General features: G+C 63.0%; 13 protein-coding genes. 8 read left to right on the top strand and 5 right to left on the bottom strand.

The window, feature by feature from the left end; translation table 11 throughout:
• The first annotated feature begins 277 nt into the window (after positions 1–277).
• From AB4Z48_RS13860 to AB4Z48_RS13850, 3 genes are all read left to right on the top strand, one after another.
• Entirely contained in the window at positions 278–3103 is a 2826-nt protein-coding gene (locus tag AB4Z48_RS13860) for a 2-oxoglutarate dehydrogenase E1 component (RefSeq protein ID WP_441614790.1), read from the top strand.
• A 231-nt stretch (positions 3104–3334) separates the two neighbouring features.
• Positions 3335–4045: an SDR family NAD(P)-dependent oxidoreductase gene (locus AB4Z48_RS13855; protein WP_441614788.1), complete on the top strand. Its 711-nt coding sequence runs from the start codon at positions 3335–3337 to the stop codon at positions 4043–4045.
• Positions 4046–4248: 203 nt separating this feature from the next.
• Positions 4249–4800, top strand: coding sequence for a 4-hydroxylaminobenzoate lyase (locus tag AB4Z48_RS13850; RefSeq protein WP_441614786.1), 552 nt, complete (start codon positions 4249–4251; stop codon positions 4798–4800).
• A gap of 54 nt (positions 4801–4854) precedes the next feature.
• Here the strand turns inward: AB4Z48_RS13850 and AB4Z48_RS13845 are convergent, their stop codons facing one another.
• Together AB4Z48_RS13845 and AB4Z48_RS13840 are read right to left on the bottom strand one after the other, a co-directional pair.
• Positions 4855–6192, bottom strand: coding sequence for a GGDEF domain-containing protein (locus tag AB4Z48_RS13845; protein ID WP_441614784.1), 1338 nt, complete (start codon positions 6190–6192; stop codon positions 4855–4857).
• A gap of 73 nt (positions 6193–6265) precedes the next feature.
• Complete coding sequence (locus tag AB4Z48_RS13840; RefSeq protein WP_441614782.1) at positions 6266–7129, bottom strand: substrate-binding periplasmic protein; 864 nt, start codon at positions 7127–7129, stop codon at positions 6266–6268.
• A gap of 210 nt (positions 7130–7339) precedes the next feature.
• On the opposite strand from AB4Z48_RS13840, the gene AB4Z48_RS13835 reads away from it, so the two are divergent.
• From AB4Z48_RS13835 to AB4Z48_RS13815, 5 genes are all read left to right on the top strand, one after another.
• Positions 7340–8278, top strand: a complete 939-nt coding sequence (locus AB4Z48_RS13835) for a LysR substrate-binding domain-containing protein (protein WP_441614780.1) — start codon at positions 7340–7342, stop codon at positions 8276–8278.
• Positions 8279–8380: 102 nt separating this feature from the next.
• Positions 8381–9130 carry an SDR family NAD(P)-dependent oxidoreductase gene (locus tag AB4Z48_RS13830; protein ID WP_441614778.1) on the top strand — a complete coding sequence of 250 codons (750 nt, stop codon included), beginning with the start codon at positions 8381–8383 and terminating at the stop codon, positions 9128–9130.
• Positions 9131–9215: 85 nt separating this feature from the next.
• Positions 9216–10544, top strand: a complete 1329-nt coding sequence (locus AB4Z48_RS13825) for an MFS transporter (RefSeq protein ID WP_441614776.1) — start codon at positions 9216–9218, stop codon at positions 10542–10544.
• Positions 10545–10597: 53 nt separating this feature from the next.
• Positions 10598–11443, top strand: a complete 846-nt coding sequence (locus AB4Z48_RS13820; RefSeq protein ID WP_441614774.1) for a transketolase — start codon at positions 10598–10600, stop codon at positions 11441–11443.
• Positions 11440–12441, top strand: a complete 1002-nt coding sequence (locus tag AB4Z48_RS13815) for a transketolase family protein (protein ID WP_441614772.1) — start codon at positions 11440–11442, stop codon at positions 12439–12441. The genes AB4Z48_RS13820 and AB4Z48_RS13815 overlap by 4 nt, the downstream gene beginning before the upstream one ends.
• A 51-nt stretch (positions 12442–12492) precedes the next feature.
• Here the strand turns inward: AB4Z48_RS13815 and AB4Z48_RS13810 are convergent, their stop codons facing one another.
• The 3 genes from AB4Z48_RS13810 to AB4Z48_RS13800 all read right to left on the bottom strand — a co-directional run.
• On the bottom strand, positions 12493–13401 hold the full coding sequence (locus tag AB4Z48_RS13810) for a hypothetical protein (RefSeq protein ID WP_441614770.1): 909 nt from the start codon (positions 13399–13401) through the stop codon (positions 12493–12495).
• Positions 13402–13652: 251 nt separating this feature from the next.
• Positions 13653–14564, bottom strand: coding sequence for a LysR family transcriptional regulator (locus AB4Z48_RS13805; RefSeq protein ID WP_441614768.1), 912 nt, complete (start codon positions 14562–14564; stop codon positions 13653–13655).
• Positions 14565–14701: 137 nt separating this feature from the next.
• A partial coding sequence (locus tag AB4Z48_RS13800; RefSeq protein ID WP_441614766.1) for a TolC family protein occupies positions 14702–15115 on the bottom strand: 414 nt, incomplete at its 5' end.

Below are 15115 nucleotides of genomic sequence, written 5' to 3'. Positions count from 1 at the left end.
ACAGTTAGAGCCTCAGTGAAAACCCGTAGAACGTAGACTGGTCTCACCAGCGGTCAGAAGATTGCTGATCCTGGCGGGCACAGGGACCTGGTGGCAGAAGTCACGGGGTTTTGCACAAGTTGACGCGGACTGGATGGCACTGAGTGTTGCCTCTTTTCGCAGATGAATCTTTGTCTTCGTGTACCTGTGGAAGCATAGGCTTGGCCGGGGCGGCGGCAGGTGCTGCCTTGGTTTGTGACAGATACCGGGCGCGAGCCCGACTGAGGACAGAGTCATCATGATGATGCGGAATCGGAATACCTCCTTCCTATTTGGAGGCAATGCTCCCTACGTCGAGGAACAATACGAAGCGTACCTTGCCGACCCGAACACGGTGTCGGAGGAGTGGCGCGGGTATTTTGACGCGTTGCAGGGGGTGCCGGCGGTTGATGGCTCGGACGCAGGCGACGTCGCACACGCGCCGGTGGTGTCTCGCTTCGTCGCGTTGGTCAAGCAGCCGCGGACCGGAGGGCGCTCGGAGAACGACGTACTGAGTTTCGCCCGCAAGCAGGTCGCCGTACAGGCCTTGATTTCGGCCTATCGCATGGTCGGTACCCGCAATGCCCATCTGGATCCGCTGAGCTGGACGGCGCCGGTGCCGGTGCCTGAATTGAACCCGAGCTACTACGATCTGTCGCAAGCGGACATGAACACGAAGTTCAGCATGTCGGGCGCCCATTTCTCGGACGAGGATGCAACGCTTGGCGATCTGGTGCAGGCGCTGACAGAGACGTATTGCGGGACGCTGGGCGCCGAGTTCATGCATCTGGCCGATCCGGATCAGCGTAACTGGTGGTCGATGCGTCTCGAGTCTTCGCGCTCGAAAGCTACCCTGGACAGGGGTGACAAGCTGCATATCCTCGAACGGCTGACGGCCGCCGAGGGTCTCGAAAAATACCTGCATGCCCGCTATGTCGGCCAGAAGCGCTTTTCGCTTGAAGGTGGCGAAGCGCTCATCGTCCTGCTGGATGAGTTGGTCGCATACGGTGCCACCAAGGGAATCAAGAGCTCAATTCTCGGCATGGCACACCGGGGGCGTCTGAACGTCCTCGTCAATATCGTCGGGAAGCCGCCGGCTGCGTTGTTCGACGAGTTCGAGGGGAAAACCGCGAGTCTTCTTCCGGCGGGCGACGTCAAATATCACAAGGGCTTTACCGGCTTGCTCCCGACGGCAACCGGGCCGGCGGAAGTCACGCTCGCGTTTAACCCGTCGCACCTTGAAATCGTCAACCCGGTTGTTCAAGGTATCGCTCGCGCGCGCGCCGAAGTACTGGGGCAAGGTGCGGGCGCTGTCCTGCCGGTGGAGATCCACGGGGACGCCGCGATCTCGGGGCAGGGCATTGTCATGGAGACGATGAACCTGGCGAATACCAGGGGCTACGGCACGGGCGGCACGATCCATGTGGTTGTGAATAACCAGGTTGGCTTCACCACTTCCGACCCGAGAGATGTCCGCTCGTCGTTCTATTGCACCGACATCGCCAAGATGATCGAGGCACCGGTCCTGCATGTGAACGGCGACGACCCCGAGGCGGTCATTGCCGCAACGCGCCTGGCAATCGATTTTCGTGCGACGTTCAAGAAGAGCGTCGTGATCGAACTGGTCTGCTTCCGCCGCCATGGCCACCAGGAACAGGACACGCCGAGCATCACGCAGCCGTTGATGTATCGCTCCATCGCGGGCCACCCGGGTGCCCGCACCCTCTATGCAACGAAGCTTGTGGACGAGCGGATTCTGACGGAGGAAGACGTGGAGAGGTACGTCCATGACTACCGCGAGCGTCTTGACGCTGCGCAAACCGCGGAAGAGAGGAAGCCGGCCGGCCAGAAGGACGAAGAGGTGAGCTGGCCGCAGCTGCTCGATGGCAACGTCGACCGCATCTATTACGCGCCGCCCTTGCCGGACCTCGTTCAAAAGCTCGCACTCAAGATCACCAGCGTTCCCGAGCAGTACGCGCTGCATCCGCTGGTTGGCAGGGTGATATCCGCTCGTCGCGAGATGGCGCAAGGCAAGCGTCCGCTGGACTGGGGCATGGCCGAGCACATGGCCTTTGCCTCGCTTCTCGCCGCTGGCATCGACGTGCGCCTGAGCGGTCAGGACAGTGAGCGCGGTACGTTCAGCCATCGTCATGCGGTACTCCACGATCAGAAACGGTCGATTCGGGGAGTGGGCACATATGTCCCGCTGCACCATGTGTCGGATGACCAAGGGCGGTTCTCGGTCACCAACTCGGTTCTGTCGGAGGCGGCGGTTCTAGGCTTCGAGTACGGATACTCGATTGTCCGGCAAAACGCGCTCGTATTGTGGGAGGCGCAGTTCGGCGACTTCGCGAACGGGGCGCAGGTTGTCATCGACAATTTTCTGTCTGCGGGCGCTGCGAAGTGGGGGCAGCATAGCGGTGTCACGATGCTGCTTCCGCACGGTCAGGAAGGGGAAGGCCCGGAACACGCGTCCGCGCGCCTCGAGCGCTACCTGCAACTGTGTGCGCAGGAGAACATGCGGGTCTGTCAGCCCACGACGCCGGCTCAGATTTTCCATCTGCTGCGCATGCAGGCCGTGCAGCGCGATCGCGTGCCGCTTATCGTGATGACGCCAAAATCGCTTCTGCGGCACCCGGAGGCTGTCAGCAGCCTCGATGATCTCGCCGCGGGCCGGTTCAACGAGATTCTTGCCGAATCGCCTACGGAGGAAGCGGCGTCCAAGGTCGATCGGGTCATCCTGTGTTCGGGCAAGGTCTACTTCGAACTTCTGGAGCGTCGGCGCAAGGCCGAAAAGGACAATATCGCGCTGATTCGCGTTGAACAGTTGTATCCGTTCCCCGCGAAGCAGATCAGTGCAGAACTGGAACGCTATCCGAATCTGAAGAGTGTGGTCTGGTGTCAGGAAGAGTCAAAGAACCAGGGTTCGTGGAATTTCGTCATGGAACAGTTGCTGGACATCGTGAAGGCACCTGCAGCGCTGCGCTATATCGGCCCCGAGGCAGCCGCATCGACCGCACCGGGTTACCGGTCGATGCACGTTGCGCGTCAGGAAAAGTACCTGCACGCAGCGATTGACGAGTAAAGGCAGCAGGGGCGAGTCGGAGACGATGTCACTGATTCGCCTTCCTCGTCTCGATCCGCTGCGCTGGACCGTGCCAGCGCCGGCGCCTGAATCAGACCCGCGCTACCACGATCTGTCCCAAGCGTGTCCAGTGCGGGTATTCGAAACCTGAGTCACCGCGTACATCGGCGTCGACCGGAGCCACCGGCCCGATCGGCGTTGAAGCCAAACCACTCGTTTTCGGGGTAAAGCATGAGCACATCACAAAAGGTTGTCGTCGTTACCGGCGCATCGCAAGGTATCGGCGCCGAAGTCGTCAAGGCATTTCGAAAGCTCGACTACCGCATTGTTGCGACCGCACGTTCGATCAAGCCGTCGGACGACCCGGACATCCTGACGGTAGCCGGTGATATCGGTGATCCGGCGACCGCCCGACGTGTCATCTCGGAAGGTGTCGCGCGATTTGGCCGGATTGACACGCTGGTGAACAACGCCGGCATCTACATCGGGAAGCCTTTCACCCAATACACCGCCGAAGACTACGCTGCCGTGATGAATGTGAATGTCGCGGGCTTCTACTACGTCACGCAACTCGCAATCGCCGAAATGGAGAAGCATTCGAGCGGCCATGTGGTCAGCGTGACCACCAGCATCGTTGACCATGCGATCAGCGGCTTGTATTCGGTACTGGCAGCCCTGACGAAAGGTGGTCTGAACGCCGCCACGAAGTCGCTGGCGATCGAGTACGCCAAGAAAGGTATTCGCGTGAATGCCGTCGCGCCGGGGGTCATCAGGTCGCCGATGCACGCGCCGGAAACCCACAAGGCGCTGGATGCGCTCCATCCGATGGGACGCATGGGCGAGATGAGCGATATCGTCGACGCTATCCTGTTCCTCGATTCGGCACCGTTCGTCACGGGAGAAATCCTGCACGTCGACGGCGGCCAGAGTGCTGGTCACTAAGAGGCGCCGCCAAGGTCCCCTTTGCAGTTGCCGCCGGCAGACAAGACCGCGGGCAATTTTCATGAGCCCCTCGTGGAGGATAACGAGGGATTCAAAGCCAACACGCAGTAACGCATCCGGCCTCATCGAGCCATCGCCCGGCACCTGGGCGCCACGCTCCCGATGACGGATGCGCATCACGCCTAATCCAAGGACGAACGGGAATGCCCCAGACCCAATTCACAAGTGCCAAAGACGAACTTGTCGCCCGCTTTATCCCCTTTTTGCAAGAGGTCAAGGACATGACCACGAGCACTGAGGTCGAGCAATGGCTGAATACGAAGCATGGCGTTGAAAGCGAGTTGTACAAGGACTTGTCGCGACTGATTACCCTCGGTGTGCGGGAGGGGTGGGCGGCCGATGTCGAAATCGCGGGACCGCGCTACCGCCGCTCGCGACTCGGCCTGCCCTGCGCGGAGACGCTCTTCTTCAGCATCACGGCGGTGCTGATGGACAGCACCGATAATGCCCAGGACAACCCCGAAGGCAGCTTCCGTGGCGACTATCACTCGCACCCGTATGGCGAGTTCAATCTCGTGGTGCCGCTCAATGAAGGCGCCGCGCTCGCGGGTCCGAACGGCTGGTGTTATGGCGGCTGGACGGCACCGGCGCCGGGAAGCCACCACTACCCGGAAGCCAAGGGCGGCGCTGTCATCTCGCTTACGTTCCTGCCCGCGGGACGGATTGCGTTCGACGTCGAGCCGCCGCAGCATTGAAGCGCTCAGGGATGTGCGATGGGCTGACCTGGCAGACGCCCGGGCCCGGTCAGATCAATATGCGCGCGGTTCGCGAGCGGGCGTGGTTGCAACGCCGTCGGCTGCGTACTCGACGCGATTCCTGCCAAGCTCCTTGCTTCGGTACAGGGCCTCGTCAGCACGCGAGATCATGCCGTGAATGGTATCCCCATCCTGCACGCAGGCCACGCCGAGGCTTGCGGTCATCCGTCCCGTCACAGAGAAGTCGCGCGCCGAGACCGCATTGCGCAGCCTTTGGGCAAACAGAACGGCGTCCCGCAGGCCGGTATCGGAGCAGATCAGCAGGAACTCTTCGCCGCCCCAGCGGCCGATGGTATCCGTCGCCCGCTTGACTTCGAGGATGCAGCGCGCCATTTCGACAAGCACCCGGTCGCCAACCTGGTGACCGTGGGTGTCGTTGACGGATTTGAAGCGGTCTACGTCGATCAGGATGATCGAGAACAGGCTGCCATCGCGTCGGGTGCGTTCCAGCGCGCTGGTCAGCACTTCATTCAAGTGCCGCCGGTTGAATACGCCAGTGAGCTGGTCGGTCTTGGAAAGCGCTTCGAGCTGCCGGTTCTTCTCGAGCAGTTCCGCCTGGGTAGCCTGGATTTGCGCGAAGGCTTCGGCGCTGATCTGAATGGCCTCGCGCGCGGCCATTTCCGCTTCCGTGCGCTGCGCAATGATCAACTTCAACCTGCGCAGTACCTGGTTGAAGCCGTTGATGACGCTGTCGAACTCGGTGCGGCCCAGCCCGGCAAGCTCGTCAAGATGGTCGCCGTGGCTGGAGGCAAGCTCGAACAGGGCTGCCCGCAGATGCTCGAGTGGCCGGAAGACCATGCGCAGCCCGAAGGTCAGCAAGAGCACCAGCGCGACGTCGATGGCGGCCACCTCGGTTACCCCCTGGACCATCGCCGCGCGCAAGGCCTTGTGCATATTGTCGCGGGTGAAATGGATGACGGCCTTGCCGATCGCCTGGTTCCTGCGCGCCGGATCGATGTCGTCCGGCGGGTAGAGCGTCACCTCGCCCAGGGCGTCGCGCCCACTGGCCTCGGCGCAGGATAGCGCGCCTGGCGCGGGAACCTGGCCCGCGGCCATCGCGCGGCGGACTTCCGCATAGACCTCCTGGCGGTCGGGGGAGAAAATGCAGGCTTCGGTGACCTCCGGATGGATCAGGGTTGACTCGAGCCTGGTACGCAGGATCCCTACGTTCAGCGCCCAGGTCGGCTCCGCCAGGCTCTGCCCGAGTCCTTCCAGGACTTCCGCGCGTGTCCGCTCGAAACGCTGCTCGAGGTCCTGCCGCAGCAGCCATTGCCGATGCACGGCAAAGGCGCCCAGCGTTGTCGTCGTGGCAACGATAAGCAGCACGATCATCCTGTTCCGGATCGAATGAACCGGTGGCGGCAGTGGCATGAAATGCGCGATCTCGGGTAATCAGGGAAACATTCTATTCGTCTGCCGCCTTGTCGAACAATTGCCGGAACCTGGCGAGTTCCGGATGCGATTCCTCGTACTTCTTGCTGAATCCGATGTGGACGGTTTCGCTCTTGATGGTCATGGCGCGCCTGGACTTGTAGCGCATGCGCTCCGGGAGGCCCTGGGCTTCCAGTGTGACCAAGGCCTCGTTGATGACGACACTGGGGTTGACCACGCAGTCGATCTCCCGCACCAGCATCTTCTTGACCAGATCCTGGAATTCATGTCCCTCGACGATGCCGATCTTGCCTTCGCTGGCAAGCTGGAAAAAACGCTTGCCGGGCGCCAGGTAGCCACGCTGGTTGCCGAATTTCAGGCCGGCGAAATCGTCCGGAAAGGTATTGAACGTGCGGCCTTCAATCGAATCGCGGTTGCAATGGACCGCGACATCTTCGGTGTAGAAAGGCTTGGAATGATTCAGGAACGGCCGCTCCTGGGGGCGGTAATACACGCCCAGCACGCCCGCGCTGTTGCCGTTCTTTGCTTCCTCGACGGTGCGCGCCCACGACGCAAACCGGATCTGCACCTTGTATTCCGGGATCCGTTTGAGGACGCGCTGCAGGTTTTCGACATAGGACCCTTTGGGCATGCCGTTCTCTTCGTAGGATTGCGGCCGTTGGCCGGCCTCGGAGTACAGCAGAATGGTTGTCTGCGCCAGGGCGAGAGGGGCAGTCCAGAACACGCAAGCTGCGCAGATGATCCGGCAAGGACGGGAGAGATGCATGGCGTCAGGTGATGCAATGGAAGGTACAATGCCCGGCCCCTGCGCGGCCGTGCGTTGTCCCGCGAGCCGGCGCAGCGTGGGCCCCTGCGACCATAACGGCAATTTCTCCAAATGGTTTAGCTCTTTAAAGGGGGGGCGTGGGGCCCGCCGCTGGCTGCGCTTCCGCCGTTTGAGCGATGAGTGCCGAAGCCTGGGTCAGGAAGCATTGTGTTGGAGTCATTCTCGTCGCCCACGAGGCCGCCCTCCGGTGGGGACTACAATCCAGATCACCATGGGTATCGCACCGCGCGATCACGCCGTGGCATCACCACAACGACCACCATGCGCATCCCACCATTGAAGGCGATCATCGCCTTCGAAAGCGTCGCGAGAACCAAGAGCGTGAGCCGCGCCTCGGAGGAACTGGGGCTCACCGCCTCCGCGGTGAGCCACCAGATCAGCAACCTCGAAGCAGTCATTGGCCAGCCGCTGTTCTTCCGCCAGGGCCGGGGCCTGGTCATGACGCCGCTTGGCGAGCAGTACCTGCGCGAGGTGACGGGCGCGCTGGCGGACCTCAACCGTGCCACCGAGCGCGCATCGAGCCAGGCGAACGTGGAAATCCTCCGTGTCCACACCAGCCCGAGCTTCGGGCTGATGTGGCTGTTGCCGCGGCTGACATCGTTTCATGCCGACAATGGCGATATCCGGCTGAACCTGTCGTGTTCGTACGAGGACGTGTCGTTCACCAGCGGATACTACGACGTGGACATCCGCTACGGCTACGCTCACTGGCGGGACCTCCAGGTCAAGACGCTGCGCAACGAGTCCATCACTCCGCTGGCGTCCGAAGCCTATCTTCGCGCGCATCCGGTCCATGCGCCGGCCGACCTCCTGGGAGAGCGCCTGATCTGCTCCGAGACGCCGCTGGTCCAGTGGCAGCAATGGTTTGCCCGATTTGGCGTGGCCCACGTCCACAAGACATTCGACTTCTCGTTCGACCGCTCATACATGTCGCTGGAGGCCGCCGCGCTCGGGCACGGCATCGCGCTGGAAAGCACGCTGCTTGCATCGGTGCTGATCCGCAACGGGCGCCTCGTGCCGGTCTTCGACGCGTCGCACGGCGTGGAGGTCGGCGGCCATCATGTCGTCTATCCGACGCAGAATGCGGATCTCCCGCGCGTGGCGCGGTTCCTGGCATGGATGGACCGGGAGATGCAGGCAGGGGCCAGCCGCTTGCCGCAAGTGCTGATTGATCCGCCTTTCTCGCCGCCCGTCCGTTGATTCATCTGAAAATTTCTCAGCCATAGCTGAGGCGTATCGCGTTGATCGGTGCCGGGCCAGGCACCACACTGAAGCCATCATTTCAACAGTCAGGAGACAGAAATGCTGGTTGATAAAAAAGTCGTCATCGTCACAGGCGCCGCCTCCGCGCGCGGCATCGGCAAGGCCACCGCGAAGGCGCTGGCCGCGCAGGGTGCGCTGGTCGTGATCCTCGATCTTCGCCTTGAAGACGCCCAGGCCGCGGCCGGGGACCTGGGCGACCAACACCTGGGGCTGGCCTGCGACGTGACCGACAAGGGCGCCTGCGAGCGCGCGGCACAGGCGGTCATCGCGCGCTATGGCCGGATCGATGCGCTGATCAATAATGCCGGCATCACGCAGCCGCTGCGCACGCTCGATATCCAGGGCGGCAATTTCGATGCGGTGGTGGACGTCAACCTGCGCGGCACGCTCTATATGTCGCAGGCCGTGCTGCCCCAGATGAAGACGCAGAAGGGCGGCAGCATCGTGTGCATGTCTTCCGTTTCCGCGCAACGCGGCGGCGGCATCTTCGGCGGCCCGCACTACAGCGCAGCGAAGGCCGGGGTGCTGGGCCTGGCGCGCGCGATGGCGCGCGAGTTCGGCCCCGACAGCATCCGCGTCAACTCCATCACGCCCGGACTGATCCAGACCGACATCACCGGCGACAAGCTCACCCCCGACCTGCGCGCCGACATCATCAAGGGCATCCCCCTGGGACGCCTGGGCGATGCCGCCGACGTCGCAAACGCGTGCCTGTTCCTGGTGAGCGACCTGTCCACCTACCTGACCGGCATCACGCTCGACGTCAACGGCGGCATGCTGATCCACTAGTTTTCCCCTCATAGCCGCCCGCAGAGGCGGTCATACCGCAAGCCCGTGCACCCGGACCTACCGGGGCACATGGCAGGAGACACACATGAAAACCAAGTATGCGGCTTCGCCCCTGGCGGGCGATGCGCCCCCGCGCACCGATGCGGCCACCTTCGAATCCCGGACCTACGCCAAGGTGGTCCGCCGGCTGATCCCCTTCCTGATGCTGTGCTACCTCGGTGCCTACCTGGACCGGGTCAATGTGGGTTTTGCCAAGCTGCAGATGCTCAGCGACCTGCATTTCAGCGAAACCATCTACGGACTGGGCGCCGGCATCTTCTTCCTTGGCTATTTCCTCTTCGAAGTGCCCAGCAACGTCATCCTCCACAGGGTCGGTGCCAAGCGCTGGCTTGCCCGGATCATGCTCACCTGGGCGGTGATCTCCGCGAGCTTCGCGTTCGTCAGCACGCCCACCTCCTTCTACGTGCTGCGCTTCTTGCTCGGCGTGGCCGAAGCGGGCTTCGCACCGGGCGTGATCCTGTACATGACGTACTGGTTCCCGTCGGCGCGGCGCGCCAAGGCCCTGTCGATGTTCTTCATGGCGATTCCGCTGGCGGGGATCGTGGGGGGGCCGCTGTCCGGCTACATCATGCATGCGTTCCACGGTACCGCGGGGCTGGCCGGCTGGAAGTGGTTGTTCATGATGGAAGCGCTGCCGTCCCTGGTCCTCGGCGTTGCCATCCTGCTCTATCTCGACAACGGCATCCAGGCCGCGAAGTGGCTCACCGATGCCGAGAAGGCGCTGCTGGCACGCAACGTCGAAGCCGACAACGCCCACAAGGTGGACCATATCTCGATCCGTTCCTTCCTGGCCGACCGCAGGCTGTGGCTGATGGCGGCCATCTACTTCTGCGTGGTGCTCGGCCAGTACGGGCTGACGTTCTGGCTGCCGACGATCATCCGCAAGTCCGGCGTGGCCGACCCGCTGTGGGTGGGCATCTTCACCGCGCTGCCGTACCTGTGCGCCATCGTGGCATTGCCGCTCGTCGGCATGAGCGCCGACCGCCACCGCGAGCGCCGCTTCCACCTGATCGTCCCGATGATCGTGGCCGCAGCCGGCTTCGCCACGCTGCCGATGCTCAACGGCGTGGCCGCATCGCTGATCTGCCTGTGCATCGCCGCGGCCGGCATCCTGGCCTCGTCCTCGCAGTTCTGGTCGCTGCCCACGGCGCTGCTGGGCGGCATGTCGGCAGCGGCCGGCATCGCGGCGGTCAACTGCGTGGCCAACCTGGCCGGCTTCTTCTCGCCCGCCATCGTCGGCTGGCTCAACGACCTGACAGGCAAATCCACTGCCGGGCTGGTGTTTATCTCGGTGACGGTCGTCGCGGGCGCGATGCTGGTACTCCTCGTGCCGGCCAGGATCGTCAACCGCTGAGCGCGCCGCACCGCCATCCTTATTTCATCCTCTGATTCACTGCAGGAGACAACATGAACCACGCAACATCCGACACCGTAGTGCCACTTGCCGAACGCGCCTACCGGATCCGCCGCAACGCCCTCCTGATGGGCGAAGTGCAGGGCCAGGGCTACATCGGGCAGGCCCTGGACATCGCCGATGTGCTCGCCGTCGCCTACTTCGGTGCCATGCGGTACCGCGCGGACGACCCCGAGTGGGAAGGCCGCGACCGCTTCCTCCTCTCGAACGGGCACTACGCGATCGCACTGTACGCGGCGCTGCTCGAGGCCGCTATCCTGCCCCCCGAAGAACTGGAAACCTACGGCAGCGACGACAGCCGCCTGCCAATGTCCGGGATGGCCAGTTACACCCCGGGGATGGAGATGTCCGGCGGGTCCCTGGGGCAGGGCCTGACCATCGCGGTCGGCCGTTGCCTGGGCCTCAAGCGCAAGGCCTCCGACGCGTTCGTCTACACGCTGTTCTCCGACGGCGAGCTGGACGAAGGCGCCATCTGGGAAGGCATCCAGTCGGCGAGCCACTGGAAGCTTGATAACCTGATCGCCATGGTCGACGTCAACAACCAGCAAGCCGACGGCCCGTCGACGCAGATCATGGCCTTCGAGCCGCTGGTCGAGAAGATGGAGGCCTTTGGCTGGTTCACACAGCGCGTGGACGGCAACGACATCGACGCCGTGGCAGCCGCCTTCGACGCCGCGCGGGCCCATCAGGATGCCCGCCCGCGCATGATCATCTGCGATACGCGCATGGGGTGCGGCGTGCCGTTCCTCGAACAGCGCGAGAAGAACCATTTCATCCGCGTGGATGCCCACGAGTGGCAACTCGCACTGCAAGCACTGGAAGCCGGGAGACAAGCATGAGCACCACTACCACCGACAAGCCGAAGCTGAAGACATCGGCCATGATCGCCTCCATCGCCGGCGCAGGACAGGCCGCCYGCTCCGCCCCGTTCGGGCATGCACTGGTGGAACTGGCGCGCAGGAAAGCCAACGTGATCGGCATGACCGCCGACCTGGGCAAGTACACGGACCTGCATATCCTTGCGCAAGCCCTGCCCGAGCGCTACTACCAGATGGGCATGGCCGAGCAGTTGCTGATGGGCGCGGCGGCCGGCTTCGCGCACGAAGGCGCCCAGCCGTTCGTCACCACGTACGCGGTATTCGCCACGCGCCGCGCCTACGACTTCATCCACCAGGCCATCGCCGAAGACAATCTCGATGTGAAGATCGTCTGCGCTCTGCCCGGCCTCACCACGGGATACGGGCCCAGCCACCAGGCGGCCGAGGACCTTGCGCTGATGCGGGCAATGCCGAACATGACCGTCATCGACCCGTGCGATGCGCTCGACATCGAGCAGATGGTGCCGGCCATCGCCGCGCACAAGGGCCCGGTCTACGCGCGCCTGCTGCGCGGCAACGTGCCGGCGGTGCTTGACGAGTACGACTACAAGTTCGAACTCGGCAAGGCCAAGCTGCTGCGCGACGGCGCCGACGTGCTGGTCATCTCCTCGGGCATCATGACCATGCGCGCGCTCGAAGTGGCCAAGGCGCTGGAGGCCGACCGCGTCGGCGTGGCGGTGCTGCACGTGCCCACCATCAAGCCGCTGGACACGGCGACGATCCTGCGCGAAGCCCGGCGCTCCGGACGGCTGGTGGTGGTGGCCGAGAATCACACCGTGATCGGCGGCCTGGGCGAGGGCGTGGCCGCGGCAATGATGCGGGCGGGCGTGCATGCGCCATTCCGCCAGATCGGCCTGCCCGATGCGTTCCTCGCTGCCGGCGCGCTGCCGACACTGCATGACCGCTACGGGATCTCCGCCGGCGTGATGGCGACCACCATCAAGGGCTGGCTGGGGTGAGGGCGATGGCCGCCGGACGCCGCGGCGTTTGCCGGCTGAGCGGGGCGGCGGTCATTGTCCCGCTGCCGGCGTTCTTGATGAAAGGCCGCCGGCAGAAGCACCGGGTAATGCATAGCCAATCATGAACAGCGCGGCTTCCAGCGCCTGTAATTGGTTGCGCCGGGCTCCGAGCCGCATGAACTGGCTGACCTTCGCACCGGAATGGTCGAGGACGGCGGCGAGCAAGCGACTTGCGCGCAGATTCCATTCGGCATGCAGCGGACCGGATTTCAGCCGGGGAAAGGCAAGCGATCCTTCACTGGGATTTCGACGCTTCGGGTTGCTTTCCTTGACGGCCTCCTTGGCTGGCGCCCAGGGGAAACCAAGTCCGGCGGGCACCGCGCTTTTTCCTTCGGCCTGGCAGAATTTCGTCACCGCCCACCCTAGTGCCGCAGCGACCCGGCTGTCGTAGATGACAAGCTCGTCGCAGACGAGTGAATAGACTTTCGTCATGCCCGCATTGAAGCGCAGTTCGCGTGCCGTGAGAAGCGGATGACGCATGTCGCCTCTGTTCAACGCATTACGCACATCGATAATCAATTGTGCCAGGCCTGCTTCGTTCATATTCAACCACTGGACGTTGCCGCCAGTCACGCCACCCCACTTCATGACATCGGCCGCGGCGAGGCAAACGCCGGCGTCATCGGCGGGCGTGCCGAGGGACTCAGTCAAATCTTGTCGAAGTGCTTCCCGCGCGGCGAGGTTCGATTGAAACGTTCGACCAGCATCCACGCCGAGGCGCGCAATGGCCGGGTGGCTCCATTTGTACTTGGCAAACGCATCGTACAAGCTGTCGCATTGCCAATGCCGTCCGGATTGTCGGTCGGTGTACTCGTGCCGGAACATATCGGTGTCGAGATGCCGCCCCATCCACGCGACAAAGCTCTGCACGTCGTCCCTGCCTGGCTCCGCCAGCTTCATTTATCGTTTCCTCTTGAAAATCCCGGGCCGACGGCGTGCCACACGGCAGTATCGGCAATCCGCTTCGCGCCTTGAATCCGGGGTGAACTGCGGTACGGGATCGGAGCAAGCACTGCGCCGTGAGCTTTTGACGGCCCCGGATATCTTGTCGCCGAGAATGGAGTCACTAAGCGAGGCGATCATATTGCTGCATCCGGCCCCGGGAGGCCTGCATGGACGTCAGCCAACCTCGACCCGCGTTTCGCCACCGTTCATATGTCTATCTGCGGGGCCTCGAACGCGTTCAACAATGCACGTACCTTGGGCGGTACGAGCCTGCGCGACGGCGTTAGCGCGTATACCTTCAACGGGGACGAAAGAAACGTGGGGAACAAGCGAACAAGCTCCTCTCGCTTGACATGGTCTTCGACGTACGTTGACAGCAATCTCACAACGCCGAGGCCTTCAGTTGCGGCGCGCACCCGAATCCCGACGTTTGGCGTCCTTACGCTCGGGCGTACCGGGATTCGTCCGATCTCGCGCCCATCGTCAAAGATATCCCAGAACGTGTCCTCGCCGTCCACGATCATCGGCCAGGATTCGATATCCTGCAATTGTCGTGGGAGGCCACGCTTGGCAATCAATGCTGGTGCGGCATAAAAGGCGCGGTCCATCGCCATCAGGCGTTTGCTCACCAGCGAACTGTCCGGCAATCCGGCGTCGGTTTTGACGAATGCAATGTCGTATCGTTGTTCGAGGAGATCGGGAATCTCCCGGGTATCGTCGATCTCAACCTTCAAGTCCGGATAAGCCTTGAGCAGTTTCATCAGCGCGGGCGCCAGGTGAAGCCATCCAGTCTCGTATGGCGCCGCCAGCCGCAAGGTGCCCGATACCTGTTGCTGGGTTGACTTCGCGTCGTTGTCCGCTTCACGCAGTTCATTGAGCAGCGGCGCGATCCGGGCATAGAGCATTTCGCCCAGATCCGTCACCCGGACCTTGCGTGTGGTCCGGTCAAGCAATCGATTGCCCAGCCGCGCTTCCAGGCGGGTAAGCGAAATACTGATCGATTGCTTTGGAATGCCGGCACGATCGCCGGCGGCCGTAAAGCTACCGGCCTCCACGACCCTGCAGAAATTTTCCCAATCTCTCCAGTCCGCGGTCTCATCATGTCTCTTGTGCAACATAGTCCTACGCGGCACCTAAGGCCGCTCGAAAGTCAGATCATTGGCGAACCGGACCGCGCCTTTCCAGCCGAAGCCGACGTTGGCGCCCGAACAAGACGAAGCATCAGGCGCGCGTCTTCCAGCTCCGCGCCGTCGTGTCAACGATCGACGTATTGTCTGGCGTAGGTCGACTCCCAGCCGCCACCGAGTACCTTGCATAGCGTAATGAGGTTGGCGGCGGCGGTTGCCCTGCTCAGCTCAAGATTGCGCTGCCCTTCGAGCAACTGTTTCTGCACGTTCAGGACGTTGAGGTAATCGATGGCGCCAGCCTTGTACCGTTGCTGCGCGATCGAGAGCGCGCGCTGGTTCAGGCTCACGACCTCGGTCAGCCGGTCGCGCCGCCGCTGCTCGGCATCGTAGGCGAGCAGCGCGTCGTCAACCTCGCGCCAGGCTTCGAGCAGGGTGCGTTTGTAGACGATCGCGGCTTCCTGTTGCTGCGCCTCGCGCAGATGCAGCATCCCCTTGAGCTTGCCGCCCTCGAAGATGGGAAGCGAGATCGACGGTCCGACGAC

It is taken from the genome of Cupriavidus sp. 2TAF22 (assembly GCF_052115045.1).
Classification (GTDB): Bacteria; Pseudomonadota; Gammaproteobacteria; order Burkholderiales; family Burkholderiaceae; genus Cupriavidus.
The sequence above is the reverse complement of the archived record's forward strand: the minus strand, read 5'-3'. Positions and strand labels throughout refer to the sequence as shown.

Coding starts and splice junctions, on each gene's coding strand:
- AB4Z48_RS13860 (WP_441614790.1), top strand. CDS start 278: ATGATGATGCGGAATCGGAATACCTCCTTCCTATTTGGAGGCAATGCT.
- AB4Z48_RS13855 (WP_441614788.1), top strand. CDS start 3,335: ATGAGCACATCACAAAAGGTTGTCGTCGTTACCGGCGCATCGCAAGGT.
- AB4Z48_RS13850 (WP_441614786.1), top strand. CDS start 4,249: ATGCCCCAGACCCAATTCACAAGTGCCAAAGACGAACTTGTCGCCCGC.
- AB4Z48_RS13845 (WP_441614784.1), bottom strand. CDS start 6,192: ATGATCGTGCTGCTTATCGTTGCCACGACGACAACGCTGGGCGCCTTT.
- AB4Z48_RS13835 (WP_441614780.1), top strand. CDS start 7,340: ATGCGCATCCCACCATTGAAGGCGATCATCGCCTTCGAAAGCGTCGCG.
- AB4Z48_RS13830 (WP_441614778.1), top strand. CDS start 8,381: ATGCTGGTTGATAAAAAAGTCGTCATCGTCACAGGCGCCGCCTCCGCG.
- AB4Z48_RS13825 (WP_441614776.1), top strand. CDS start 9,216: ATGAAAACCAAGTATGCGGCTTCGCCCCTGGCGGGCGATGCGCCCCCG.
- AB4Z48_RS13820 (WP_441614774.1), top strand. CDS start 10,598: ATGAACCACGCAACATCCGACACCGTAGTGCCACTTGCCGAACGCGCC.
- AB4Z48_RS13810 (WP_441614770.1), bottom strand. CDS start 13,401: ATGAAGCTGGCGGAGCCAGGCAGGGACGACGTGCAGAGCTTTGTCGCG.
- AB4Z48_RS13805 (WP_441614768.1), bottom strand. CDS start 14,564: ATGTTGCACAAGAGACATGATGAGACCGCGGACTGGAGAGATTGGGAA.